Genomic DNA, 24,498 nt, shown 5'->3' on the forward strand with positions numbered 1-24,498 from the left:
GCGTCAGTGGTCGAAAAACACCAGGCTGGAGTTGATGAGCTCCGCGATGACTTCGGGGTCATAAGCCCGCCGGAGCGATTCCCGGAAGGACTCCTTGGACAACGATCGGGCCAGGGTGGCCAGGACTTCGAGGTGGTCGGAGAACGAACTGGCGGGGGTGGCGATCAGCAGGATCACGGTTGCCGGGCCGTCCGCCGCGCCGAAGTCCAGGGCGTGGCCGTACTTGGCAATGCCAACGGCTATCGAGGTGCGGGACACGAATTCGCTGCGGGCGTGGGGCAGGCCGATGCCGCCCGGCAGCCCGGTGGCCAGCTGGTGCTCACGGGCGTTGACGTGCTCAAGGAACCCGGGCAGGTCCGATACCCGGCCCGCGGCGAAGAGCCGCTCCGCGAGCTGGGTGGCGGCGTCCGCCTTGTCCGTTGCCTCCAGCTCCAGGATCACCATCTCGGGGGTGGTGAGTTCGGCATCGTACCGGTCAAGTGGTTCCGCCAAGGCGTTTCCCTTCAGTGAGGAGCTGGTGCCGCGGGCCCCTCAGCGCAAGGGCACGATGTCTTCCACGCCCAGGCGGGCGGCGTCTGCGGATTCGTCGTCCGGCTGTTGCTGGCTGAGGCGTTCTGCCTCAACCCTCGCGATGTAGTGCCTGACCTCGTTTTCACGCTGGGCGTCACTCCAGCCAAGGACGTCACCCATCAGTTTAGCGACTACGGGAACGGCTGACACGCCGCGGTCCCACGCCTCGATCGAAATCCGGGTCCGCCGGGTCAGGACGTCGTTGACGTGGCGCGCGCCCTCGTGGGTGGCGGCGTAGACGGCCTCGGCCTGCAGGTAGTCGTCCGCGCCGGGAATCGGTTCGGCGAGTTCCGGATTTTCCTTGATGATGGCCAGGACCTCGTTCGTCATGGACCCGTACCGGTTGAGCAGGTGTTCGATCCGGGCCACGTGCACGCCCGATTCCTCGGCCGTCCGGTTCCGCCGGTTCCAGGCCGCCTTGAATCCGCTTGCACCCAGCAGCGGGATGGTTTCCGTGCAGCTGGGCGGGACCCGTTCGTCCATGGTGCGGGTGGCCTCGTCAACAGCGTCCTTGGCCATCACCCGGTAGGTGGTCCACTTTCCGCCGGCCACCACCACCAGGCCCGGGACAGGGTGCGCCACCACATGTTCCCGGGACAGCTTGGCCGTGGAGTCGTTTTCGCCGGCCAGCAGCGGGCGCAGGCCGGCGTACACACCTTCCACGTCTTCCCTGGTCAGCGGCCGCTTGAGGACCTTGTTGACGTGCTCCAGGATGTAGTCGATGTCCTTGCTGGACGCCGCGGGATGGGCCTTGTCCAGGTGCCAGTCCGTGTCCGTGGTGCCGATGATCCAGTGCCGCCCCCAGGGGATAACAAACAGCACGGACTTCTCGGTGCGCAGGATCAGGCCCACCGTGGACTGGAAGCGGTCGCGGGGAACCACCAGGTGGATGCCCTTGGAGGCGCGGACCTTCAGCTGCCCGCGTTCGGTGACCATGGCCTGGGTTTCGTCGGTCCAGACGCCGGTGGCGTTGATGACCTGCTTGGCCCGGAGGTTGAACTGCGTTCCGTCCTCGTGGTTGACCACCCTGGCGCCCACCACGCGTTCGCCTTCGCGCAGGAAGTCCACCACGGCCATCTGGTTCACGGCGTGGGCGCCATAGTAGGCGGCGGTCCGGATGAGGTTGGCAACATACTTCGCGTCATCCACTTGGCCGTCGTAGTACCGGATGGAGCCCACGAAGGCGTCGTCCTTCAGGCTGGGCGCCGCGCGCAGCGTTCCGCGCTTGCTGAGGTGCTTGTGGAACGGCACTCCCCTGCTGTGGCCGCTGGAGACCGACATGGCGTCATACAGCGCAATGCCGGCACCCACGTAGGGGCGCTCCACGAAAGGCTTGGTCAGCGGGTACAGGAACGGGACGGGCCGGGCCAGGTGCGGCGCGAGTTCGGAGAGCAGCAGCCCGCGTTCCTGCAGCGCCTCCTTGACCAGGGCGAAGTCCAGCATCTCCAGGTAGCGCAGGCCGCCATGGATCAGTTTTGAGGACCGGGAGGATGTTCCTGCCGCCCAGTCGCTTGCCTCGACAATGCCGACGTCCAGTCCGCGCGTTACGGCATCCAAGGCCGCACCCGTGCCCACGATGCCGCCGCCGACGATGAGGATGTCCAGTTCCTGGCCTGGCTCCGCCGTGGCCTTCAGCCGCGCAATTGCAGCCTCCCTGGCTGCAGGTCCCAAGGCTCCGCCGTTGTCAGGAAAATTCTTCATTGAACGCCTCCAGTGCCGCTAGTCCCGGTAGTGGAACCACACTACTTCGTTGCGGCGCGCTTGTGCAGGTCAGGGCCGGGAACGTTTGTGGCCCTGACCTGCACGTCAGTTCCCGGCGTAGGGGGAAACGACGACGTCGACGCGCTGGAATTCCTTCAGGTCCGAATAGCCGGTGGTCGCCATGGAACGGCGCAGGGCACCGATGAGGTTTGCCGTTCCGTTGGTGTGGTGGCCGGGTCCGAAGAGGACCTCTTCGAGGGGCCCCACCGTTCCGACGTTGACGCGGTCGCCACGGGGCAGTTCCAGGTGGTGTGCCTCCTGGCCCCAGTGCCAGCCCTTGCCGGGCGCCTCTTCCGCGCGGGCCAGGGCGCTGCCCAGCATCACGGCGTCGGCGCCCATGGCAATTGCCTTGACGATATCGCCCGAGGTGCCCATGCCGCCGTCGGCAATCACATGCACGTACCGGCCGCCGGACTCATCCATGTAATCGCGGCGGGCCGCGGCGACGTCGGAGATGGCCGAGGCCATGGGCGAGTGGATGCCCAGGGCACGGCGGGTGGTGGTGGTGGCGCCGCCACCGAAGCCCACCAGGACGCCGGCAGCACCCGTGCGCATGAGGTGCAGGGCGGGCGTATAGCCTGCCGCGCCGCCCACGATGACGGGAACGTCGAGTTCGTAGATGAACTGCTTGAGGTTCAGCGGCACGTGGTCCTTGGACACGTGCTCCGCGGACACGGTGGTGCCGCGGATCACAAAAATATCGACGCCGGCAGCCACGACGGTCTTGTAGTGCTCCTGGGTGCGCTGCGGGGTGAGCGAGCCGGCCACCGTGACGCCGGCGGCGCGCATCTCGGCCAGGCGGGAGGTGATCAGTTCGGGCTGGATGGGAGCCTTGTACAGCTCCTGCATCCGGCCGGTCACGGCGGGGCTGTTGACCTCGTCCTCAAGGGCGCCGATCTCGTCCAGGACGGGCTGCGGGTCCTCGTACCGGGTCCAGAGCCCTTCGAGGTCAAGCACGCCCAGGCCCCCGAGCTTGCCCAGGGCGATGGCTGTTGCCGGGGACATGGCCGAGTCCATGGGGGCGGCGATCACCGGCATCTCGAACTGGTAGGCATCAATCTGCCATGAGACGGAGACGTCCTTCGGGTCGCGGGTACGACGGTTAGGGACAATTGCAATGTCATCCAGGGAGTAGGCACGACGCCCACGCTTGCCACGGCCAATCTCGATCTCGTAAGTCACTGCTCTAGGTTATCCCAGCCGTGCTGCTGTCCTTGGCTACAGTGGCTCTATGGGCACGCGCTGGATCTTCGACGGCCACATCGCCGGCATCGGAACGGCCTCCGGCCTGCGTTTGGTGGTGGGCGTCTGGAAGTCATCCCCGTTCGGGCCTTTCTCCGACGTAATGCTCCAGGAGCCCTCGGGGCACCGGCTGCTGCTCGCTCCCGGCGCGGAAGTGGCTGACTTCATCGCCGGCACCTATACCTTCGATGAGGTCCGTGTGGTGAAGGTCCACGCCACCCTGGCGCCGGGGCATTTGACGGTCGACGCCGGCCCGCTGGCTATCAGCGCGCGTCTCGGCGGGCGGTCCCTCCTGGGCCACGCCCTCAGGTGAGTCCCCCGGCCACTTGCCGTCCAGCCGTGCTGGTTGCGTGCGGTGAGCCCGGCAGCAGGCCTGTTGAGCGGAGGATCCCGGACTGCCGGCACGGCGGGAAGGGGACGGCGGGAGTTCTATGGGGTGAGCGACCTGCACAACATCACCGCCGCAGTCGTTCGCTGGAACAACACTGATGCCGGCACATTGGCACCCATCACGCCGCCTGTGACCTTTGGCTTCAGCAGTGTCCCGCCCAGGCCAAACATCGCCCGGGTCCGCACCACGGTGGAGGAACCTATACCCCTTCGGCTGGGCCCATGCCAGCAGGGTTCCCTGGCCGAGCGTGCGAGGTTAGGGGGCTGGTGGGAACGCTGAGCTGGGATTCGAACATCCGGAAGTAGCGGCCCCGCAGTGATACCAGTTCCTTGTGCGTGCCCTGTTCGACGATCTGCCCGTCCTCCAGCATGTACACAATGTCCGCCTTTTCGATGGTGGCCAGCCGGTGGCTGATGGCGATGATGGTGCTGCTCCGGTCCGCGAACAGGCGGGTGAAGATGCGGTGCTCGGCCAGGGCGTCGATGGCCGACGTTGGCTCGTCCATCACCATGAAAGAGGCATCGCGGTAGAAGTTCCGGGCCATCGCCAGCCGCTGCCACTGGCCGCCGGAGAGTCCGCTGCCCTTGCGTCCGCGGGGATCCTCCATCCAGTTGCTGACGTGGTTGTCCAGCCCGTTGGGGAGCTTGTTGATGAAGTCGAGCGCCTCCGCGTCCCCGGCAGCCCTGCGGATGCGGTCCTCGTCCCGGGGCGAGTCGACGTCGCCGAAGTAGATGTTTTCCGCTGCCGTGGCGAACTCGTACTTGAGGAACTCCTGGCTCAGCACGGCCAGGTGCCGGTGCCAGGAGGTGACGTCGACGGCGGCGAGGTCAACGCCGTCGAGCATCACCCGTCCCGAGTCCGGGCGGTACAGGCCCGCGAGGATGCGGATCAGGGTGGACTTCCCTGCGCCGTTCTCCCCCACGATGGCGATGTGCTGGCCTTCCCGGATGGTCAGGCTGATGCCGCGGATGACTTCGATGTCGCTGCCCGTATACGTGAAGCGGATGTCCTTCAGCTCAACGGTTTTCGGGGATCCGAGCAGCGGCGGGGCGTGCTCCGAATGCACCGGCAACGCCATAAACAGCTCGTAGTCCTTGAGGTTGGCCAGGTCCTCGTCGATCGAGCTGAGGGACGAAACCAGGTTGTTGGCCGTGGACAGTGCGCGGCTGACGATCTGCTGCACGTAGAGGAACTGGCCCACCGGCTGGGCGTGGGCGATGATCTGCCCCACCACCCAGATCAGCGACACCACTTCCGCACCGTACTGCAGGGCGTCGGCGGCCAGCTGCTTGGGAATGTAGCGGCGCTGGAAATCAAGACGGCGGCGCTCGTCTGCGTCGCGCAGGCGGGAGCGGAGGTCCATCAGGAAGCCGACGATGCCGTACAGCCGCATTTCGGCGATGTGCTGCGGCCGGAGCAGGTTTTGTTCGATCATCCTGCGCTGCCGCCGGGAGTCCACCTGCGTGTTCCAGTGCGCGATCTGCTCCCGGGAGAGCTTGAACTGCAGGTAGACGCTGGGCACGATGGCCACCAGGACAATCACGGCGATCCACCAGCTGACCAGCAGCAGTGCGCCGATGGCGAGGACCACGGAGACGAGCTGGGTAAAAATGGCGGCGATCCGGTCCAGTACCCGGGCGTACGAGTCGGAGAACCGCTTGGCACGGTCGTACAGGTCAACGGTTTCTTTGTCGTCGTAGCGCCAGAACTCGAGGGCGAGGAACCGCTCGTACATCTGGTCGCCCACGATGGCGCCCACCTTGAAGCTCATCAGCTGCTGGATGTAGCGGTCCACGCTGTTGAAGGCGCCCCAGAACAGGCCGAGCGCGGCGGTGATGATCACATAGACGATGGCCAGCTGCCCTGCGCCGGCGTCACCGCCGTAGGCCGCTGCCAGCGCCGTGGTGGTGAGCGCGGCGAAGTAGGTGGTCACCAGCGGAAGGACGGCGGAGATCAGCGAGCCGAGCACTTTCATGACCACAGCGCCCGGGGAGGCACGGAAGCTGACCCGCAGTACCTGGGCTACGGCGCGGGCGTATGGGCGAAGGGCCAGCCGCCGCGAGGGTTCCCGCTTGGGGGCCAGTTCCGCCGGATGGCGTGAAGGGGGCATGGAATCAGCCTAGTGCCGCGGCCCCGCGTACAGAGGCGGGTGTCAGTACTCCTCGCCGTACTGGTACTCCGGGAAGTCGAAGCAGGCACTGTAGCCGGACACCCTGAGGGTCTCGGGTGAATCCCGGAAGGACACAAGCAGGTGGGTACCGTCACTGTGCAGCAGGTCGATTCGCCGTTTTCCGCCGGCGGTTTTGCCGTCATCCACCGTCCAGCCGTCTTTGGCGGACATCGATTCCAGGACCTCGTCCAGGATTACGTCGCGGTCAACTCCCGGAGCAAGCTCCGCCTCGGCGTCGCCGGTCCACTTTCGTTGCTCGCCGGAACAGGGCATCAGCGGCGAGGTGTCGTGGGCGAATCTCGACAGCACCTTGTCCTGAGGCAGCAGGCCCAAAATCTCCTGTTCGGTGGACATGACTTTGTCCTTGGCTGATTCCAGGGTGATGTCCATGTTTTTTCCATTCCCGGCCTGCCCGCACGAGGCCACCGTTGCTAGCAGTACTATTGCTCCGGCAATCCGCCAAGCAGGAGCGCACCTGGACTTACCGGCCGCTGATTTTCTCTTCGATGTCATCAAGGGCTTTCTCGTTTTCGGGATCCGTGGTGGCAATCAGCTTGTGATTGTCGATACTGTAGAGCTCCCCCACCGTGATGCCGCCCGGCGGAGCATAGATGTGTTTTTCAAAAGCGGGCTCCCGCATGGGGTAGTTTTCGCCGACCAGGCCGTTGGCCTCGGCGGTGAGCAGGATATCGGGATAGGTGTAGCTGGCATAGTCGGTCCCCGGGGTGGGCGTCCAGCCCGGCCGCATGGCGGCACCGGAGAGCGCGAGGACCTTGTTGTAGGACGCGCCCTCCATTTCGGAGCCCGTCACGTTGCGTGCTCCCCAGCTGTGCCCTATGCCAACCGTCTGGGCCTGCGGCGGCAGCTCCAGGTCAACCGCCTTCTGGAAGGCTGCAAGGACAGGCGCCGATGCAGCCACGAATTCGTCGCTCTTGGCCTCGTCCAGGAATGCCTCCACGGGACCACCGTCGGGGAACTCGGATCCCTTGTAGACGAAGGCCGCCGTGCCCCCGGACGTGTCGGCCTTGACCAAGTGGCCTGGAATGGCCTGCGGGCCGCGGCCATCATAGAACGACGCCTCATTGCTCAGGGTCCCGGGAACGTAGGTGATGATCGTCGTTGTGTTCTCGTCGTACGTACCTTTGAGCTCCACGATGGAGTGGTTTCCGGGATCGTAGGCGGCGAGCTGCACTTTGCCGTCCACAACCTGTTGGAAGTATCCGATCCCGTCCTGGCGCTTGCGCCACTCCTCATGCTGCTCAGCGAAACGCGCGGGATAGCTTGAGTCGAGGATCCAGGGATTCAGTTGGGGTTCAGGATCGTTGTTCCGCAACCAGTCAATCCGGTCCTGCGCATTGTGCCGGTTGGCCTGGATCCGTGCATCGAACGGGATCCCGTTGGTGTTTCCCACCAGCTGCGGGTGGTTGCGGATAAACGCCTCCTGCTGGCTGCTGGACAGCCCCAGCCACCAGGCCCTGATGTCCGCGGCGGATTTGCCCTCCAGGTCCTCCGGCCGGGGCTCCGGTAACCGCTCGACGCCGGGCAGGGACGGCATTGCTGAGGCACCGCCTGCCGCACTTGCTGACTGCTGTTCGTCCGCCTGCCGCGTCAGGTCCTCCGCGGCCTGTTGCAGGAGCGTCACGACAGCCCCCAGCGACCGGCTGTGGACCGACTTCCACTCCTGCCGGAATACCTCCGCGTCCGGCCCGGGCCACGGCGTGCCGGCCACACCGCCGTTCAGAGCCAGCCGCTGTGCGTCCAGCTTGCGCCCCGCCGTCCGCATGGTGGTTGCCAGCTGCCTCAGCTGCTCAACATCGGCTCCGTAGAATCCGCCGCCCAAACCGTCCCCCAAATGCCCGAATGTTTATCCATCGAATGTACTTTATGGCTCAAAAAGAAGGGATGGGCAGTAGTGCCCATCCCTTCTCGATGATCAGCGGGATCCGTAGTTCGGCGCCTCGACGGTCATCTGGATATCGTGCGGGTGCGATTCCTTCAGCCCGGCCGGGGTGATGCGGACGAACTTGCCGCGGGCCTTCAGCTCCGGGACGGTGGGGGCACCGGTGTAGAACATGGTTTGGCGCAGGCCGCCCACCAGCTGGTACGCCACCGAAGCGAGCGGGCCGCGGTAGGCTACACGGCCTTCGATGCCTTCGGGGATGAGCTTGTCATCGCCGGAGACGTCGGCCTGGAAGTAGCGGTCCTTGGAGTAGGACGTGTTCTTGCCGCGGGACTGCATGGCACCCAGGGAGCCCATGCCGCGGTAGGACTTGAACTGCTTGCCGTTGACGAAGATCAGCTCGCCCGGCGACTCGTCGCAACCGGCCAGGAGGGAGCCGAGCATCACGGTGTCGGCGCCGGCCACCAGGGCCTTGCCGATGTCGCCGGAGTACTGCAGGCCGCCGTCGGCGATCAGCGGAACTCCGGCGGGAATGGCTGCCTTGGCGGATTCATAGATGGCGGTGATCTGCGGGACGCCTACACCGGCCACCACGCGGGTGGTGCAGATGGAGCCGGGGCCCACGCCCACCTTGATGCCGTCAGCGCCGGCGTCGATCAGTGCCTGGGCGCCCTCGCGGGTGGCAGCCTGGCCGCCGATGACGTCAACGTGTGCTGCCACAGGATCGGACTTGAGGCGGCGGATCATGTCCAGCACGCCCTGGGAGTGACCGTTGGCGGTGTCCACGAACAGGGCGTCCACACCGGCGTCCACGAGGGCCATGGCGCGCTCCCAACCGTCCCCGAAGAAGCCGATGGCAGCGCCCACGCGGAGGCGGCCTTCGTCATCCTTGGTGGCCAGCGGGTATTGCTCGGCCTTGGTGAAGTCCTTGGTGGTGATGAGGCCCTTCAGCCTGCCCTGGTCGTCCACCAGCGGCAGCTTTTCGATCTTGTTGGTGGCCAGCTTGTGCGAGGCCTCCTCGCGGCTGATCCCCACGTGCCCGGTGACCAGGGGCATCTTGGTCATCACGTCGCTGACGAGCCGCAGCGGGAAGTCCGCCTCGGGCACAAAGCGTGTGTCGCGGTTGGTGACGATGCCGAGCAGGCGGTTGTCCTCGTCCACCACCGGCAGGCCCGACACGCGGTACTGGGCGCAGAGGTCGTCCAGTACGCGCAGCGTGGCCTCGGGCCGGATGGTCAGCGGGTTGGTGATCATGCCTGATTCGCTGCGCTTCACGCGGTCCACCTGGTCCGCCTGGTCCGCGATGGACAGGTTGCGGTGCACCACGCCAAGGCCGCCGTGGCGTGCCATGGCGATGGCCATGCGGGATTCGGTGACCGTATCCATCGCGGCGGAGAGCAGGGGCGTCTGCACGGTGATCCGCTTGGAGATCCGGGAAGATGTGTCCGCTTCCGAAGGGATGACCTCAGTGTGGCCGGGCAGGAGCAGGACGTCGTCGTAGGTCAGGCCGATGAAGCCAAAGGGGTTGTGTTCGGGCTCGGTCATGAGTGCGCCTCTTACCATGGTTGCGTGCGGGTAGGGGTTGCAGCCGATGACCAGCCCGTCATTACGGGACTGGCCTGTGCAGAAAATCGTGCAGGCCACCGCGTGGTGCGGCGGACCGGAGGTCAGAAAGTGTTGAGTAAATATTAGAACCTCGGCGCCGATCCCCCTATTCCAGGTGCCCAATGTGAGCAACCGCACGAACTCTCCGCGGCAGGCCGTCAGGGAAAAGGGCTACTTCCAGCCCGTCGCGCCGAGGAGGCGCTCCTCAAACATGGGGATCATGGTTTCCACATAGGTGCGGGTGAGATGGTTGTCGTCCTTATAGACGTACACGTTTCCCACCACTCCGGGGCAGATCCCGCGCGCGCAGATGAAGTCGCTCAGGTCCATCAGGTGCAGTCCGTCCACCGTGCCCCGGTAGCCCTCCAGCGGTGAAGGGTCCGCCAGGGACTCCTCCAGCGGCACGCTGCACTCGTGGGCGTCGGCACCGTTGCGCTGCACACACTCCGGCATGTTGAACGTGAACCGCGGGTTGTCCCGGATCCCCACGATCTCAATTCCGGCGTCGGCGAACGGCCGGACGCCGTCAAGATAGGCCGGCACCTCCGTCTCGAACGGTGCTTCCTCATGCGTCAGCGATGCCACCGTGAACACGGCATCGGGCCGGTGCTCCAGGACGTAGGCAGAGCTGGCCCGGTTGTACGCGTTGCACTCCGCATTCCGCGTTTCCGATTCGGCGCCGAAGCGGCAGGCGGGCATCAGCAGGGTCACAAGTTCCCAGCCCCGCGCGGCCGCGATGGGGGCCAGGGCGCCCAGGTACTGCTGCGAGTGCGAATCGCCCAGGACCACAATCCGCTTGGTCACTTCGCCGTCCGGGAGCTCCTGCCGGCAGCCTTCCAGGATGGGGTCGGCGGTGGCATTGGCGCCGACACACGGGGCCTGGATGCCGGCCCAGTCGTTGTCCAGGGCGGCGGGGCCGGGAATGATCCGCGCATCGGGAGCCGGTGCGGCGGCGTTCCCGGGGGTGAGTGCCGCGGCCCCCGGCGTCAGCTCGCGGGGTTGTGCCGCCGTCGCGCTTTCCTCGGCGGTGAGCGTGGTCTGCCAGATGGCCACGGGACCAGCCAGCACGGCACCGCAGGCAACAATCACGACGGCGGTGCGCCAGGCCTGCCGTTTGGGCCAGTGCCAGTCCCGGAGCGGTTTTTCCACAAAGCGTGTGGTGAGGACGGCCAGGACCACGGAGGCGCCGGCGATGGCCAGGCCCTGGACCAGGTTGGGCGCCTCCACGCCGGTGGCTGCGAGGGCCAGGACGAGCACGGGCCAGTGCCACAGGTACAGGGCGTACGAGTTGTCGCCCAGCGCCACCAGCGGCTTGCTGCTGAGGATCCTGTCCACACCGTAGCGGCTGCCGGACTGCCCGGCGGAGATAATGGCGGCCCCGGCAAGTAAGGGCCACAGTGCAACATACCCGGGGAAGGACCGGTCCACGGTCAGCAGCAGCCCGCACGACAGCATAGCGGCCAGCCCTGCCCAGCCCAGCACCACGCGCAGCGCCCGTGCGGGTTTGAGGTACGGCAGCGCCAGCGCCAGCAGGGACCCGAGGGCGAACTCCCAGAGGCGGGCCCTGGTGTCGAAGTACGCGTACGCCTGGTTCGTGGCGGTCTGCTCTACCGAATAGGCGAGCGAAAAGGCGAAGACGGCTCCGAAAACCAATGCCAGCAGGCCGCGGTAGGTCAGCCCGGCACAGGCCGGTACGCGGCGCACGAGCGCCAGCACTCCGGCAGCGCCCGCGAAGATCAGCGGCCAGAGGATGAACACCTGGCCCTGGATGGAGAGAGACCAGAAGTGCTGGAGCGGGCTGGCCCCGGCATGGTCCTGCGCGTAGTAGTCAACGGCGGTGTCGGCGAGCAGCCAGTTCTGGCTGTACAGCAGCGACGCCCAAGCCTGGTCCAGCACCTGCGGCCAGCGGCTCTGCGGCAGGATCAGCCACGTTCCGGCGAGGACGCCGAGGATCACCACGACGGCGGCCGGCAGCAGCCGCTTGAACAGGTGCAGCCAGTGCGCCAGGAGTCCGAACGGGTGCCCCGCCTCGGCTTTCCGGACGAAGGACAGCGTCAGCAGGAAGGCGGAGACCAGCAGGAAGATATCCACGCCGCCGGACACCCGGCCCAACCACACGTGGTAGGCAACCACCATCAGGACGGCGAGCGCCCGGAGCCCCTGGACCTCGGGCCGGAAGGTTGGTTTCCGGTCCTTGGCACTGGCTCCGGGCAGCGGTTTTGCTGCAGCCTCTGTTCTCGCTATCGACACAAATAGACCTCACTGGCGCATAGGCAAAACATCAATTCTACCCAATTGCGGTATTTTCCCGGCCAGGTACCGCGCGTCGCGACCCGCTCCGGGCAGCGTTGCGGACGCCGCCGCGTACAGGAATTCCTGTCCCAGGAAGAACAGTCCCGGGGTGTCGAGGGCCACTCCCCGGTGCTGCCGGGGCAGCGCGCCGCCGTCGAGCAGCTCCGGATCGATCCAGCTGAAGTCGTCCCGGAATCCCGTGCACCAGATGACGTTTGCCACCTCCAGCCGCGTTCCGTCCGCCAGGACCGGCTGACCGTCCTCCACACCGGTGACCCGTGGCACCAGCCGCACTCCCGCTGCGGCGAGGTCCTTGGTTTTGGTCCTGATCAGCGGCGCGGCGTGTGCTTTGAAGGCCGGTGCCGCCTTGCGTCCCACCGGCGTGTCGAGGGTCAGGACGTGCAGGCCGAGGAAACGCACTATCGGCAGGGCGTAGCGGGCGGCGGTCCGGCCATGCTTGACCGGCAGTTCACCGCCCGGCTTCCCCGCAGCAATGGTCTGGTGTGTCCGGCTCACTTCCAGGGCAATCTCGGCGCCGGAATTTCCCAAGCCAACCACCAGGACAGGGCCGTCCTGCAGCTGTCCCGGATTCCGGTAGGCGGCTGAGTGGAACTGGACAGTGCCGGCTGCCAAGTACGTGGCGAAAGCCGGAACCTTGGGTTCCTGGCTGACCCCGGTGGCGACGACGGCGTTCCGCGCCTCCCAGCGGCGGCCGTTGGACGCTGCGACGAAGTGGCCGCCTTCACGCCACAGGCGTTCCACCCTGGTTCCGTGGAGCACGGGAAGGGCGTTCCGTTCGGCGTAGCCTTCCAGGTATCCGGCCAGTTCGTCCTTAGTCGGGAAGGACAGCGGGTCGGCCGGGAACGGCTCCCCCGGCAGGCCGTCGTACTTGGCGGGCGTAAACACCCGGAGTGAATCCCAGCGCTGGCGCCAGGCGTCGCCGGCACGCTGGTTCGCGTCCAGGATAAGGAAGTTCCGTTGTTGCTCCTTCAGGTGGTAGCCCAGGGTGAGGCCTGCCTGGCCGCCGCCGATGATCATCGTGTCCAGCATGCCGGTCACGCTGTTGTTGTCCATGGCTGTGCTCCTGCGTTCCTGACAAGGATCCCTGCGCTCTGCAGGTCCATGTTTTGAGGCTACGGGCGGGCCACCCGGGCCCGCGTCGGGCAGATGATGCAATGGTGCAAAGCGGCCGAATGGGCAATTTTGTGCAGTCCCCGCTACCCCGCGATTCCATGTTCGAAGGCGTACCTGGTGGCCGCGGCCCTTGAGGAGAGGCCCAGCTTCAGGAAGATGTTGCTGATGTGCCTGGCAACGGTTTTCTCGCTGAGGAAGAGGCCTGCCGCAATGGCCCGGTTGCCCTGGCCCGAGGCCACGAGCCGAAGCACCTCCGCCTCCCTGGCTGTCAGCGGTCCGGAAGTGCCGCCGTCGTCCTTCCGCATGAGCGACGCCGCCCACGCGGCGGCCGGAGCCGCTCCCAACTCCAGGAATTCGGCATGGGCCGCTTCGAGTTCCATCCGCGCCGAGGTTTCGTCGCCGAGGTCCCGGCAGGCCCGCCCGGCCAGCGCCCGGCAGCGGGCGGCCTCATAGGGGACGCCAAGCTCAAGCCAGAGCTGCCAGGCCTGCCGCAGGGATTGGGATGCACCGGCGGGATGGTGTTCCGCCAGCAGGACGGCGCCGTCGGCCTGGTGCGCCACCGCGCGCACCATGGGGACGGGGCACTCACGGGCGAATCGGGCCAGCTCCTCGGCGCCCTCACGCGCGGCCGCCAGGTCAGGCACGGCCAGTTCGATGTCCACCAGTGCGGGCAGCAGGTGCCGGCGGGTGGCCGTGTCAGCGAGCGCGGCAGACCTGCGGATCATTGTTTGGGCCTGCTTCACGTCTCCCCGTGCCAAGGATACGAGGGCGAGTCCGGGCTGGGGCTCGTAACCGCTGCGCGCCGCCTGCATGAAGGACTCTTCTGCCAGGCCGAGTTTCCCGGTCAGCCGCTGCACTTCCCCCTGTTGGTAATAGCCCCCGTACCGTGCCTGGGGGTCACCGTGGCCGGACCGCTCCCGGGCTGCAGCGGCCGCCTCCAGCGCTTCCGCCCAGGCCCCGTGCAGCCGGAAGAGCTCGGCCCGGTGTGCCTGGCACTGGCCGCTGAAGGCCACCATGTCCGGACGGTCCCGGCACCAGCGGTCAAGGGCCGCCGTCCATTGCATCGCCCGTTCAAGGTCGAAGGCAACCTGGCAGTTTCCGATCACCGCACAGTAGGCGATCCCTGAGGGCACCGCTGAGAGTTCCCCCGCCGTGACGGCCACCATCACCTCATCGAACATCCGCAGGCCCTCGGCGGGACGGCCCAGCTCGAGGGTCGCCTGGCCGGTGCCGATCATTGCGAGCGCGGACAGGTCCCGGTCCTGGAACCGCTGGCCGATGTCCGCGGCCCGGGTGAACAGCAGGAGCGCGCCCTGGGGGTCCCCGCCGTACAGCTTGCCCAGGCACTCCGGGATGAGCAGGAAGCCTTCCACTGCGTCCGGTTGAGCGAGTTCATTCGCCAGCCTCTGGCCCCGCGCCAGCCAGCCCCCTGCGCGGGCGCTCTCCCCCGTATTCATCAGGTGGAGCGCCATCCAGGCCGCGCACCGGGCAGCGCCGACGATATCGCCGATGACCAGGTACTCCTCGTGGGCGCGGGTGAGGGACTCGAGTCCGGTGACGGCCTTGCCGGTCAGGATCTCGGCAGTGGCGAGCCGTTCCAGGTCCGCGGCGGGCAGTCCCCCGCGCTGGTCGGCTTCGTGCAAGCTTTCGAAGGCGTCGGTCCAGCGTTGCTCACGAAAAGCAGACCGGCCCTGGTCCAGCCCCGTCTCAGCTGTCACCTGGCCTCCTTCCGGATACCACCCCAGCCGGCCGTCGTCGTGAATGACATCCCCGCCCTGAACGGCGGGCCGTACTTAAGCGCCACGGTACGCCCGCGGGGCAGCTGAGACAACAGCCCGTCCGGCTAGGTGCGGAGCAGCCCGCGCAGGGTCTGGATGGTGTCTGCCTCCGCCGCGGTTTTGTCGTCGCGGTAGCGCTTGACGCGTGCGAAGCGCAGGGCGATGCCGCCCGGATAGCGCGGAGACTGCTGCACGCCGTCGATCGCAATCTCGACGACGGTGACGGGCTCCACCCAGACGGTGCCGGCAGTGCGGCGGACTTCGAGTTCCTGGAACCGTTCGGTCTGCCATTGGAGCAACGCATCGGTGAGGCCCTTGAAGGTTTTGCCCACCATCACGTAACCGCCGGGCGGGCCGAACTCGCCTGCCGGGTCCAGGGCGCCGAGGTGCAGGTTGGAGAGCATTCCGGTGCGTCGTCCCGAGCCCCACTCGCAGGCGAGGACCACCAGGTCGTAGGTGAGCACCGGTTTCACCTTGATCCAGTTGGACCCGCGCCGTCCGGCGGCATAAGCCGATTCCACCGCTTTCACCATCACACCCTCATGGCCTGCGGCGAGCGCGTCGCGGGACACACGCTCGGCCACGGCCACATCGGCGGTGATTTCCCCCGGGATGCGGTGCCCGGGCGCGATGCGTTCGAGCTCGGCAATGCGTGTGGCCAGCGGTTCGTCCAGGAGGTCGCGCCCGTCGAGGTGCAGTACGTCAAAGAACCATGGATGCAACAGCGTGGTGCCCTCCGCCTCCGCCCCGAACCGGGACATCGTTTCCTGGAAAGGCCGGGGGCCGCCGTCCTCATCAAGGGCGAGGGTCTCGCCGTCAAGGATCACGTCCCGTACCGGCAGTCCGCGCACCACCTCCACCACCTCCGGCAGCCGGTGCGTCACCTCTGCGAGCGTGCGGGTGTAGATGCGTACCTCATCCCCCATGCGGTGCACCTGGATGCGGCACCGTCGAGCTTGTATTCCACGGACGCTTCGCCGGTGACTTCCAGCGCCGCGCCCACGCTGGCGGCCGTGGAAGCAAGCATGGGCTGCACGGGACGGCCGACGACAAGGCCAACCGCGTCCAGCTCTGCCGCCGTGCCCGTCAGCGCCAGCAGGGCGGTGGCCCCTAGATCGCCCGAAAGCATGGCCGCGCGTCGCACGGCCTCGGAGGGCCGGTCAGCAGCGCGCGCCACCGCATCCGTCAGGACGCCCTCCAGCGCACCGGTCCGCAGCTCGCCCAGGAGGACGCCGGCGATGAAGTCCTGCTCCCGTTGGGTGGCCGCCGCCGTGAGTGTCCGGAGGGTGACGGCGCGCCCGGCGGCGGATCCGGCGCCGGCGGTGGCGAGCAGCCGGTCCAGCGCGGCGTCGAGGTCGGCCACGGTGAGGCTGGGTTCGGCGGCCGGCTTCCCCATGGCCGCCGACATGCCGCGCCAACCGACCCCCACCCGGCCCTGGCGCGGCCTGGCACTCAGCAGGCCCACCGCCGTCGGGATCTCCGCAGCGTCCAGGCGGCGCAGCAGGTCCGCCAGCGCTTCCACCTTTGCGAGCCGGGAGCGGGTGGACGCGACTGCGTCCGTGGTTTTCACGAGCTCGTCGAGCAGCATGGGATCAGTCTGCCACGGGGATGCTGGACAGCGCCCGGAGGCTGTTCCAGACTGGACGGGTGGGAATCATCGTCGCGAACCTGTTCCTTACCCTTGACGGCGTGTACCAGGCGCCCGGCGGCCGCGAGGAGGACGCTGAAGGCGGTTTCGCCTTCGGCGGGTGGCAGGCGCCGGTGTCCGATGACGAGGCCGGTGCGGCCATTGGCGCGGAGGTCGCGAAGATTGATGCCCTGTTGCTCGGCCGGAAGACCTACGATATCTTCGCCGCCTACTGGCCGCACCAGTCTGACGAGATCGGCGGAACCCTCAACCGGGTGCCCAAGTTCGTTGTCTCCCACAGCCTTTCAGCGCCAGGCTGGGAGGGCACCACGGTACTGCCGGATGCCATCGCTGCCGGCAGGCTCCGCGAGGAGTACGGCGAGGTGCACATGTTCGGCAGCGGTGTCCTCATCCGCTCACTCCTCGCTGCCGGGGTCCTGGACCGCCTCCATATCTGGCTGTATCCGGTGACCCTGGGCCAGGGCAAGCGGCTTTTTGATGCCGGGACCATCCCCGCCTCCTTCCGGCTCGCCGAGCCGGCGCGCAGCTTCCCCAAGGGGGCGGTGTCGCTGGTGTACGAACGGGCCGGCGAGGTTGAGACGCAGGAAATGGTCCCCACCGCCCCCTAACCTCGCTTCGCCCGGCCAGCGGACCCTGACGGCGCGGTCCAGCCGCTGTCGCAAAAAACCGGCCCAGCGGATGCTGGACCGGTTTTTTGTGCGGCTGCAGGGCCACGCCGGCGAGGGACCCACGTCGAGCGTAGCGGGACCCGGGAGCCGGCGGAAATGCTAGTGGCTGTGGCCTGCGTGCTCGTCTTCGTCGGCAGGCTTCTCTGCAACGAGGGTCTCGGTGGTGAGAACCAGGGCAGCGATGGAGGCTGCGTTGCGGAGGGCTGCGCGGGTGACCTTGACGGGGTCGATCACGCCGGCGGCGATCAGGTCCTCGTACTCGCCCGACTTGGCGTTGAAGCCATTGTTGGTGTCGAGGTCGGCAACCTTGGCGGTGATGACGTACCCGTCGAAGCCGGCGTTCTGGGCGATCCAGCGCAGCGGCTGGACCAGGGCGCGGCGGACGATGCCCACAGCAGCGGCAGCGTCGCCTTCGAGTGCCTTGACGGCGGGGTCCTCATCCAGTGCCTTGAGGGCGTGGATCAGGGCCGAACCGCCGCCCGCGACGATGCCTTCTTCGAGGGCAGCCCGGGTGGAGGACACTGCATCTTCGATGCGGTGCTTCTTTTCCTTCAGCTCAACCTCGGTGGCTGCGCCAACCTTGATCACGCCGATGCCGCCGGCCAGCTTGGCCAGGCGTTCCTGGAGCTTTTCCTTGTCCCAGTCGGAGTCGGTGCGGGTCAGCTCGGCGCGCAGCTGTGCCACACGGGCCGCCACGTCCTCTGCCGTACCGGCGCCGTCGACGATGGTGGTGTTGTCCTTGGTCACCGTGATGCGGCGGGCAGTACCCAGCACCTCGAGGCCAACGGTGTCCAGGCTCAGGCCCAGCTCCGGGGAAACAACCTGCGCACCGGTGAGGGTGGCGATGTCCTGCAGCATAGCCTTGCGGCGGTCGCCGAAGCCCGGTGCCTTGACGGCAACAACGTTCAGGGTGCCGCGGATGCGGTTCACGATCAGCGTGGACAGGGCCTCGCCGTCGACGTCTTCAGCGATGATGAACAGCGGCTTGCCGGCCTGCAGCGCCTTCTCCAGCAGCGGCAGGAAGTCCTGCAGCGAGGAGATCTTGCCCTGGTTGATCAGGATGAGGGCGTCCTCGAGGACGGCTTCCTGGCGGTCCGCGTCCGTGATGAAGTACGGGGACAGGTAGCCCTTGTCGAACTGCATGCCCTCGGTGAGGACCAGCTCGGTCTGCGTGGTGGAGGACTCCTCGATGGTGATCACACCATCCTTGCCCACCTTGCCGAAAGCCTCGGCCAGGAGCTCGCCGACCTCGTCGCTCTGGGCGGAGATGGCGGCAACGCTGGCCACCTGGGTGCCTTCGACGGGGCGGGCGTTCTCCAGCAGGCGGGCGGCGACGGCTTCAACGGAAACCTCGATGCCGCGCTTGATCTGGCCGGGGGCAGCGCCTGCCGCAACGTTGCGCAGGCCTTCCTTGACCAGTGCCTGGGCCAGGACCGTTGCGGTGGTGGTGCCGTCGCCGGCAACATCGTTGGTCTTGGTGGCAACTTCCTTGGCCAACTGTGCGCCAAGGTTCTCGTACGGGTCGTCCAGCTCGACTTCGCGGGCAATGGTGACGCCGTCGTTCGTGATGGTGGGCGCGCCCCACTTCTTGTCCAGGACAACGTTGCGGCCGCGCGGGCCCAGCGTTACCTTGACGGTGTTGGCGAGCTTGTCGATGCCGGCTTCAAGAGACCGGCGTGCAGCGTCGTTAAACGCAAGCTGCTTTGCCATGATTCAGTCCTTTCAAGACAGAACCCCGCGCAGCTGACCAGCAGAAGGCATGACCAGCGGCACGGGGATCCGAAAGAGTTACTTTACGACGATCGCCAGGACGTCGCGGGCGGACAGCACGAGGTACTCGGTGCCACCGGTCTTGACTTCGGTTCCGCCATACTTGGAGTAGATAACAACATCGCCCACGGCGACGTCGACCGGGACGCGGTTGCCGTCTTCGAAGCGGCCGGGGCCTACTGCAACAACTTCGCCTTCCTGCGGCTTCTCCTGTGCGGAGTCCGGGATGACCAGGCCGGAAGCCGTGGTCTGCTCGGCTTCGAGCGGGCGGACAACAATACGATCCTCAAGAGGCTTAATAGAGACCGACACTCGGACCTCTCCTTTTCGTCAGCAAATTCGTGGACTGGAAAGCCGTCCCGCCGTTGGCTGGCAAACCGTCGTCGCGGTGCCGGCAGCAGCCTGGCTGGAAGCTCTTCATGTATTAGCACCCTCCTGGGAAGAGTGCTAATGAAGACTCTATGTAAGGGTTAGCACTCGGTCAAGGCGAGTGCCAGCATTTCGTCATCCGCGAACCTTCTTTGTGTAGATTTGACCGGTGCGAGCCGCTGCCTACCTGATCCTTGCCACCCTCTTCTGGGCCGGAAACTTCGTCGTCGGCCATGCCGCCATGGAAACCATGCAGCCGCTGCAGCTGACCTACTGGCGGTGGGCCCTTGCCGCGGCGCCGCTGCTGGTCCTGGCGCATGCGGTGGAGCGCCCCGACTGGCGGAGCGTCCTTCGCCGCTGGCCGGTCCTGCTGCTCCTGAGCTGCCTGGGCATGAGCGCCTACACACTGCTGCTCTACAGCGCGCTGGGCCACACCTCAGCGTTGAACGCGTCCCTGGTGACGGCGGCAAACCCGGCCCTGATTGTGGTGCTGGCCGTGGTCCTGCTGCGGGACCGGCCGCGCCCGCTGGGCTGGGCGGGAATCGGCCTGGGCCTGGCCGGCGTCCTGCTGGTCCTTACCGGCGGCGACCTCCACCGGCTGCTGACGTTCTCCATCGACGCCGGCGAACTGCTGATCCTCGCAGCCATCACCGTGTGGGGCTTCTACACCATCCTGGCCCGACGGGTGGACATCCCCGCGATCACGTCCACGGCGCTCCAGGTGGCGATGGCCGCCGTCGTCCTCACTCCACTGGCCCTCATCACCGGCGCCGGCCTGCCCGCCACGGCCCCGGAGGGCTGGTCCCTTGCCTTCATCGCCCTGTTCCCGTCACTCGGTTCCTACCTGCTCTGGAACCTGGCCCTCAAGCGCACCACCGCAGCCAATGCGGGCAACTACCTCAACCTGATCGCCGTCTTCACCGCGATCATCACCATTGCGTTGGGCCAGCCCATCACCCTGCCGCAGGTCCTCGGCGGCCTGCTGGTGATCTCCGGAGTCCTGCTGACGAGCGCCGGCGGGCCTCAGCGGCCGAGGTCGTCGAAGTCGACGTCTTCCCCGCCGTCACCCTCGCCGGCGGCCGAATTCCGGGCCCGGTAGAGCAGCGCACCGGCCGCCGCAGCCACCAGCAGCGCGGCAACCAGCACCGCGATGCTTCCGGCCCGGGCGCCGTCGTACAGTCCGCGGATGTCCTGCGCCTCCTGCGTGTCACTGGCGATGTCATTTCCACCCACGGAGTAGACGGTGGCGTTGAACGTATCGAGGAAGAAGATGACCACCAGGAGCCCGAGGCAGACTACGGCCACCAGGGAGCCGGTAATCAGCGCCGTCCTGGCGAATTTGGCAGGTCCCCCGTGCCTGGCTGGTTCATTGGACTGCTGGGGGACCGCGCTCTCTTCCATGCTTTCAACACTATCCCGCATCGCGGCCGGACCTCCTCCACTAGGCTGGAACGCATGTCTCACGCTGCCCAGGACCAGATCGCGCCGTTACTCACCCCTGAAGGCTGGGACCTGCTGGCGTCGCTGGGCCCGTACCGGGAAGACACATCCTTTGAGCTCAATTCGGCGCTGCGCAAGGCCGGGCACTCCCCCGGGCTCGTCTCCGCCGTCCTGACCCAGTCCAGGCTCCGCACCAAGGCCGAGGCGAAATTCGGCGAGTTCGCCCGCCGGATGCTGTTCACCCAGGCCGGCCTGGAGCAGGCCACCCGGCTCAACGTCGCCGCGCGCCACGCCCAGAGGTTTGCCGCGGCCGGCATCAGCTCCGTGGCGGACCTGGGGTGCGGCCTCGGCGCGGACTCGTTGGCCCTGGCATCCCTGGACATCAACGTCACCGCCGTGGAGATGGACGAGACCACCGCGGCCTGCGCCACGGTGAACCTCATCCCCTTCCCCAATGCCACGGTGGTCCACGCGGACGCCACCTCTGTTCCGCTGGAGGGTATCGACGGCGTCTGGCTGGATCCTGCCCGGCGCGTCACCTCCACCTCCGGTACCAAAAGGATCTGGGATCCCGAGGCGTTTTCGCCGCCGTTGTCCTTCGCGGAGTCCCTCGCGGCGGCAGGGAAGGCCGTGGGAGTCAAAATGGGCCCGGGCATGCCGCATGACTCCGTACCGCCCGGCTGCGAGGCCCAATGGGTGTCCGTGGCCGGTGACGTGACCGAGGTTTCGCTGTGGTTCAACGCCGTCCGCCGGCCCGGCATCCGGCGCGCCGCCCTGGTCCTGGGTCCGTCCGGCGCGGCCGAGCTGACCAGCGGCGAGGACTTCGGCGCCGGACCCGCCGCCCCTGTCGGTCCGGCAGAGGGCTACCTCTACGAGCCCGACGGTGCCGTGATCAGGGCAGGGTTGGTGGCCGACGTCGCGCTCCAACTGGGCGGGCACCTGGTGGACGAACACATCGCCTACATCTTTGCCCCGCAACTGGTGGACACACCGTTCGCCCGGGCCTACAGGGTCCTGGACATGATGCCGTACAACGTCAAGGCGCTCAAGGCCTGGGTGAAGGCGGAGGGCATCGGGGTGCTGGACATCAAGAAGCGCGGCGCAGCCGTGACGCCCGAGGAACTGCGCAAGCAACTTCTTCCCGGCGGAAAGGCAGCAGCGAAGAAGGCCGGAAACAAAACAGCCACCCTGGTCCTGACCCGCATCGGGGAGGACCGGGTGGCCATCGTGGTGGAGCCGGTCTAGCGTTCTGCCAGATGCTCCCTACTGGGCGCGCATGAAATCCTCGGCCGCGCGCACCTGCTCGTCAGTGGGCCGCACACCGGTGTAGAGCACGAACTGCTCCAGCGCCTGGATGGTGGCCACTTCCGCGCCGGTGATCACCGGTTTCCCGGCGGCCCGCGCTGCCTTGACCAGCGGGGTTTCCGCTGGCAGTGCCACCACGTCGAAGACCACCCGTGCGGCGTCGATGGTTTCCTGCGGGAACGCCAGGGTGTCCGCGTCCGGTCCTCCGGCCATCCCCAGGGGCGTCACGTTGACGATCAGGTCCGCCGTCCCGCCGTCGAGCCCTGCACGCCACTGGAAGCCGTACTGGTCAGCGAGCGGCCGGCCGGTGGCTTCGTTCCGGGCGAGGACTGTGACGTCGGTGAACCCGGCGTCCCGGAGTGCGGCCACCGTAGCCTTGGCCATGCCGCCGGCGCCCTGGACCAGCACGGAATAACTGGCGGGGACCTTGTTGGATGCGAGGAGCTGCTCGATCGCCGTGTAGTCGGTGTTGTACGCCTTAAGGTGCCCGTCCGTGTTCACGATGGTGTTGACGGAGTCGATGGCCTTGGCGGAGGGGTCCATCTCGTCAACCAGGGCAATCACATCCTCCTTGTACGGCATGGACACGGCGCACCCGCGGATACCCAGGCCGCGGACCCCGGCGATGGCCTGCTCCAGGTTGGTGGGGGCGAACGCCTTATAAATCCAGTTCAGGTCCAGCTGCTCATAGAGGTGGTTGTGGAACCGGGTCCCGTTGTTGCTGGGCCGGGCCGAGAGCGAGATGCAGAGGGTCATGTCTTTATTCAGAATGGGCACCCCACCATTTAACCCGCTCCTTCCCTGCCAGGTCGCGCTATGTGTCCGTTTCGACCCGCCAAAATGACACGTAGCCACCCAGTGGGGCTCAGGGGCAGCCGGTGCCGGCCGGGAAGCTCCCGACGGCGGCAGGCAGCTTCCCGGGGGCGGTCGCCTTTCCGGCCAGGACGGCTGCGAGGGAATCAAAGGCGCCCTGGCTGCGCCCGTACAGTGCAACTTTGACCGGTGCTGTGGCGTCCTGCAGCGGCCAGGGAGCATCGAGGGACACGGCGATGTCCCCGCCGGCGGGCCGGCCGCCGTACCCGATCAGGTTCACCACGGGTCCGGAGCCGACGGCGAGACCCGCCCCCGCAGCAGCCGCCGCGAACCGTTCCCTGTCCATAGGGCTACCGCCTGCCACCTGCACCGCACCATTCACCAAGGGCCCCGAGCATTGGCCCGTCAGGACCGTCACTGCGGCGGCCGATACCTTGGCGGACAACGCGGCCCCGCTCCCGGCGGGGGCGCCTTGCGGCGCGGCTGCTGTGCGGGCGTGCCAGGTCATCATGGTGGCCACGCGCAGGGCCGCTTCATCGAGGCGGGCTGCCGGAAGTGCGCCGGAGGCCACAGCGCCAACAATGGCCGCGTGGGCCTGCTGGACATCCACCGGCATCAGCAGGAGGTCGGCCCCGGCGGCCAGGGCCTTCACCGCAGCGGACCCGGCCGGGTACTGCTTGCTCACCGCCCCCATATTGAGGGCATCGGTCACAGCCACCCCCTTGAAGCCCAGCCCGCGCAACGCGGCATACGTGGGCGCGGAGAGCGACGCCGGGACCCCGGGTTCCAGCGCCGGCACCGCGATGTGGCCGGTCATCACCATGGGTGCGCCGGCGGCGACGGCGGCCTCGAAAGGCTTCCAGTCCCGGCCGCGGAGCGCTTCCACCGAAGCAGGCTGCACGGGAAGGTTCAGGTGCGAATCAGCTGAGACCGACCCGTGTCCGGGGAAATGCTTGACGGCGGGCAGGACCCCCGCGGCGAGCATGCCCTGCGAGAACGCCACGCCCAGCCCCGCGGCCGCGCCGGGATCGCCGGACATGGAGCGGGCACCGATGGTGGGATCCTTCGGCCCGACGGTCACGTCAGTGTCTGGAGCGAAATCCGTGTTGAAACCCAGCGGCACGAGCTCACTGGCCAGCCCTTGCCCCGCTTCCTGCGCGAGGGGGCCGCTGCCTGAAGCACCGTAGCTCATGGGCGCCGGCCATTCCGTGAGCGGCGCCCCCAGCCGGGCCACCATCCCGCCTTCCTGGTCCACTCCGATGAGCCCGGGCCACGGCCTGCCATCGGCCCGGAAGGCCTGCGCGAGCCGCTGGTTGACCGCGGTCATGGCGGCAATATCCATTTTCCCCTGCGGATCCAAGGGGATGTTGTCGCCCATGATGATGGTCCCGGCCAGATGCAGGCGTTCGACGACGGCGGCATGGGCGGCTGCGTCCGTGCCGGTAAAGAAAGGAAGCAGTACCTGGCCCGCCTTCTGTTCGGGTGACATCGCGGCAACTGCCGCGGCAGCGGCATCCTGGTCCCCCTGCCGGGGCCCCCATCCCAGCGGCCGCAGGGCAGGGTCAGCGGTCGCGGAAGGTGACGGGGAGGCAGTGCCGGGTGCCGGCGTCGTACGCGGTGGCGCTGAAGGTGCGGCAGAAGT

Annotated in this window: 19 protein-coding genes and 1 pseudogene; 4 read left to right on the top strand and 16 right to left on the bottom strand. The window is 67.3% G+C overall.

Features of this window, described 5'->3' with window-relative positions; genetic code table 11:
* Positions 1-3 precede the first annotated feature (3 nt).
* From BACI348_RS14410 to BACI348_RS14420, 3 genes are all read right to left on the bottom strand, one after another.
* Positions 4-492, bottom strand: coding sequence for a PTS sugar transporter subunit IIA (locus BACI348_RS14410; RefSeq protein ID WP_159826871.1), 489 nt, complete (start codon positions 490-492; stop codon positions 4-6).
* Between the two features lie 39 nt (positions 493-531).
* On the bottom strand, positions 532-2,271 hold the full coding sequence (locus BACI348_RS14415; protein WP_159826873.1) for a glycerol-3-phosphate dehydrogenase/oxidase: 1,740 nt from the start codon (positions 2,269-2,271) through the stop codon (positions 532-534).
* Between the two features lie 105 nt (positions 2,272-2,376).
* Positions 2,377-3,513 (bottom strand): GuaB3 family IMP dehydrogenase-related protein, encoded by a 1,137-nt coding sequence (locus BACI348_RS14420; RefSeq protein ID WP_159826875.1) that lies wholly within the window; start codon positions 3,511-3,513, stop codon positions 2,377-2,379.
* A gap of 49 nt (positions 3,514-3,562) precedes the next feature.
* On the opposite strand from BACI348_RS14420, the gene BACI348_RS21010 reads away from it, so the two are divergent.
* On the top strand, positions 3,563-3,886 hold the full coding sequence (locus BACI348_RS21010) for a hypothetical protein (RefSeq protein WP_328699962.1): 324 nt from the start codon (positions 3,563-3,565) through the stop codon (positions 3,884-3,886).
* A 277-nt stretch (positions 3,887-4,163) separates the two neighbouring features.
* Here the strand turns inward: BACI348_RS21010 and BACI348_RS14430 are convergent, their stop codons facing one another.
* The 8 genes and pseudogenes from BACI348_RS14430 to BACI348_RS14465 all read right to left on the bottom strand — a co-directional run bounded on the left by BACI348_RS14430 (position 4,164) and on the right by BACI348_RS14465 (position 16,431).
* Entirely contained in the window at positions 4,164-6,074 is a 1,911-nt protein-coding gene (locus tag BACI348_RS14430) for an ABC transporter ATP-binding protein (RefSeq protein ID WP_159826877.1), read from the bottom strand.
* 42 nt (positions 6,075-6,116) lie between these two features.
* A complete protein-coding gene (locus BACI348_RS14435; protein ID WP_159826879.1) occupies positions 6,117-6,524 on the bottom strand; it encodes a hypothetical protein in 408 nt (135 codons plus the stop codon).
* Positions 6,525-6,615: 91 nt separating this feature from the next.
* Positions 6,616-7,986 carry a hypothetical protein gene (locus tag BACI348_RS14440; RefSeq protein WP_159826881.1) on the bottom strand — a complete coding sequence of 457 codons (1,371 nt, stop codon included), beginning with the start codon at positions 7,984-7,986 and terminating at the stop codon, positions 6,616-6,618.
* 81 nt (positions 7,987-8,067) lie between these two features.
* Entirely contained in the window at positions 8,068-9,579 is a 1,512-nt protein-coding gene (gene guaB, locus BACI348_RS14445; protein WP_159826883.1) for an IMP dehydrogenase, read from the bottom strand.
* 231 nt (positions 9,580-9,810) lie between these two features.
* Positions 9,811-11,889, bottom strand: coding sequence for an acyltransferase family protein (locus tag BACI348_RS14450; protein ID WP_159826885.1), 2,079 nt, complete (start codon positions 11,887-11,889; stop codon positions 9,811-9,813).
* Positions 11,890-11,898: 9 nt separating this feature from the next.
* Entirely contained in the window at positions 11,899-13,005 is a 1,107-nt protein-coding gene (locus BACI348_RS14455) for a flavin-containing monooxygenase (protein ID WP_159826887.1), read from the bottom strand.
* A 143-nt stretch (positions 13,006-13,148) separates the two neighbouring features.
* Entirely contained in the window at positions 13,149-14,783 is a 1,635-nt protein-coding gene (locus tag BACI348_RS14460; RefSeq protein ID WP_159826889.1) for a helix-turn-helix transcriptional regulator, read from the bottom strand.
* A gap of 125 nt (positions 14,784-14,908) precedes the next feature.
* A pseudogene (locus tag BACI348_RS14465) lies at positions 14,909-16,431 on the bottom strand (ATP-dependent DNA ligase).
* Positions 16,432-16,490: 59 nt separating this feature from the next.
* Between BACI348_RS14465 and BACI348_RS14470 the strand changes: the two are divergent.
* Positions 16,491-17,099: a dihydrofolate reductase family protein gene (locus BACI348_RS14470; RefSeq protein ID WP_159826891.1), complete on the top strand. Its 609-nt coding sequence runs from the start codon at positions 16,491-16,493 to the stop codon at positions 17,097-17,099.
* Between the two features lie 159 nt (positions 17,100-17,258).
* On the opposite strand, the gene groL is transcribed toward BACI348_RS14470, so the two are convergent.
* Positions 17,259-18,869 carry a chaperonin GroEL gene (gene groL, locus BACI348_RS14475; RefSeq protein ID WP_159826893.1) on the bottom strand — a complete coding sequence of 537 codons (1,611 nt, stop codon included), beginning with the start codon at positions 18,867-18,869 and terminating at the stop codon, positions 17,259-17,261.
* Positions 18,870-18,947: 78 nt separating this feature from the next.
* Positions 18,948-19,241: a co-chaperone GroES gene (gene groES, locus BACI348_RS14480; RefSeq protein ID WP_003805290.1), complete on the bottom strand. Its 294-nt coding sequence runs from the start codon at positions 19,239-19,241 to the stop codon at positions 18,948-18,950.
* Positions 19,242-19,467: 226 nt separating this feature from the next.
* Here groES and BACI348_RS14485 point away from each other — a divergent pair, with 226 nt between their 5' ends.
* Entirely contained in the window at positions 19,468-20,397 is a 930-nt protein-coding gene (locus BACI348_RS14485; RefSeq protein ID WP_159826895.1) for a DMT family transporter, read from the top strand.
* Here the strand turns inward: BACI348_RS14485 and BACI348_RS14490 are convergent.
* Positions 20,322-20,699: a hypothetical protein gene (locus BACI348_RS14490; RefSeq protein ID WP_159826897.1), complete on the bottom strand. Its 378-nt coding sequence runs from the start codon at positions 20,697-20,699 to the stop codon at positions 20,322-20,324. The genes BACI348_RS14485 and BACI348_RS14490 overlap by 76 nt on opposite strands.
* 54 nt (positions 20,700-20,753) lie before the next feature.
* Here BACI348_RS14490 and BACI348_RS14495 point away from each other — a divergent pair, with 54 nt between their 5' ends.
* Positions 20,754-21,983, top strand: coding sequence for a THUMP-like domain-containing protein (locus BACI348_RS14495; protein ID WP_159826899.1), 1,230 nt, complete (start codon positions 20,754-20,756; stop codon positions 21,981-21,983).
* Positions 21,984-22,001: 18 nt separating this feature from the next.
* Here the strand turns inward: BACI348_RS14495 and BACI348_RS14500 are convergent, their stop codons facing one another.
* Both BACI348_RS14500 and BACI348_RS14505 read right to left on the bottom strand, forming a co-directional pair.
* Entirely contained in the window at positions 22,002-22,820 is an 819-nt protein-coding gene (locus BACI348_RS14500) for a shikimate 5-dehydrogenase (RefSeq protein ID WP_268892348.1), read from the bottom strand.
* Positions 22,821-22,908: 88 nt separating this feature from the next.
* Complete coding sequence (locus BACI348_RS14505; RefSeq protein ID WP_159830159.1) at positions 22,909-24,345, bottom strand: glycoside hydrolase family 3 N-terminal domain-containing protein; 1,437 nt, start codon at positions 24,343-24,345, stop codon at positions 22,909-22,911.
* Positions 24,346-24,498: the final 153 nt, after the last annotated feature.

The sequence above is a fragment of the Arthrobacter sp. 9AX genome (assembly GCF_902506095.1).
Lineage (GTDB): Bacteria > Actinomycetota > Actinomycetes > Actinomycetales > Micrococcaceae > Arthrobacter.

Excerpts from the sequence above, each read along its gene's own strand:
- groL (WP_159826893.1), bottom strand. The coding sequence starts at position 18,869 with ATGGCAAAGCAGCTTGCGTTTAACGACGCTGCACGCCGGTCTCTTGAA.
- BACI348_RS14455 (WP_159826887.1), bottom strand. The coding sequence starts at position 13,005 with ATGGACAACAACAGCGTGACCGGCATGCTGGACACGATGATCATCGGC.
- BACI348_RS14505 (WP_159830159.1), bottom strand. The coding sequence starts at position 24,345 with ATGTCACCCGAACAGAAGGCGGGCCAGGTACTGCTTCCTTTCTTTACC.
- BACI348_RS21010 (WP_328699962.1), top strand. The coding sequence starts at position 3,563 with ATGGGCACGCGCTGGATCTTCGACGGCCACATCGCCGGCATCGGAACG.
- BACI348_RS14435 (WP_159826879.1), bottom strand. The coding sequence starts at position 6,524 with ATGGACATCACCCTGGAATCAGCCAAGGACAAAGTCATGTCCACCGAA.
- BACI348_RS14490 (WP_159826897.1), bottom strand. The coding sequence starts at position 20,699 with ATGGAAGAGAGCGCGGTCCCCCAGCAGTCCAATGAACCAGCCAGGCAC.
- BACI348_RS14430 (WP_159826877.1), bottom strand. The coding sequence starts at position 6,074 with ATGCCCCCTTCACGCCATCCGGCGGAACTGGCCCCCAAGCGGGAACCC.
- guaB (WP_159826883.1), bottom strand. The coding sequence starts at position 9,579 with ATGACCGAGCCCGAACACAACCCCTTTGGCTTCATCGGCCTGACCTAC.
- BACI348_RS14495 (WP_159826899.1), top strand. The coding sequence starts at position 20,754 with ATGTCTCACGCTGCCCAGGACCAGATCGCGCCGTTACTCACCCCTGAA.
- BACI348_RS14415 (WP_159826873.1), bottom strand. The coding sequence starts at position 2,271 with ATGAAGAATTTTCCTGACAACGGCGGAGCCTTGGGACCTGCAGCCAGG.